Origin of the sequence: Bifidobacterium jacchi (genome assembly GCF_009078285.1) — a bacterium.
Lineage (GTDB): Bacteria > Actinomycetota > Actinomycetes > Actinomycetales > Bifidobacteriaceae > Bifidobacterium > Bifidobacterium jacchi.
In genome coordinates, this window is sequence record NZ_RQSP01000103.1 from 1 (window position 1) to 969 (window position 969).

Sequence of the window (969 nt, forward strand, 5' to 3'; positions counted from 1 at the left end):
AAATCCATTCGGTCAAGGACGGCGGCGTCACGCTCGCGTTCGCGGTGGACGGTACCGGCAGCGCGGTCAACGCCGGCGCGATCACGCTGAGTGCCGGCGACGGCTTCTATACCGATGCCAGCGGCAAGGCGGCATCATTGGATGCGGACGCGCTGGATGCGCTCAAGACATTCGACGGCAGTACGCTGACGCTCACGTTCGCCGATCAGGGCTCGTATGATCTGAGCAAGCTCAGGATCGGCGTCAAGGATGCGGCGGGCAACGCGCAGGCCGATAATCCCAAGGCGGTGAGCGACTACAAGACCGCGGGCGCTGCGGCCAGGAACTATACCAGGATCGCGGTGATCGCCCGGTCAACGCTCAAGGGCGCCTACACCGTGCAGGTGGACGGCGAGAGCCTCAGGGCCGGCGACAACTATCTCAACAAGGCGCCGCAGTCCGTCGCCGTCAGGCTCCAGCCGGCGGCGGGCGTGAACGCCGATCAGTTCCGCACGTCGATCGACGCGATCTGGCCGTCGCTGGCCGGTCGGACGCTGCTTACCAGTACGCGTGACGGTGATGCCAGCGTGCAGGGCGTGTGCGTGATTCCGGCCGACAATCCCGGATTCGACAACGGCACCTACACGATCGTCTGCGGCGATCCGGCCGGTGACGACAAGCCGATCACCATTGACGGCGCCGACGGCACCTACACGTTCAGCGCCGGCACCGACGTGCTGGTCAGCGATCTGCTGTCCGGCCGCGCCGCCAACACCGGCGACACGATCAAGCTCGACACCAAGGCCCCGACCGTCGCGCTGCAGCAGTTCAAGGCCACTGCCGGTCAGGATTTCACGACGGGCACCGAAATCCATTCGGTCAAGGACGGCGGCGTCACGCTCGCGTTCGCGGTGGACGGTACCGGCAGCGCGGTCAACGCCGGCGCGATCACGCTGAGTGCCGGCGACGGCTTCTATACCGATGCCAGCG

Annotated in this window: 1 protein-coding gene; it reads left to right on the forward strand. The window is 66.5% G+C overall.

Translation table 11 applies throughout. The features are described 5' to 3' along the window. On the forward strand, positions 1-969 hold a 969-nt coding region (locus EHS19_RS10920; protein ID WP_175578440.1), incomplete at both ends, for a hypothetical protein.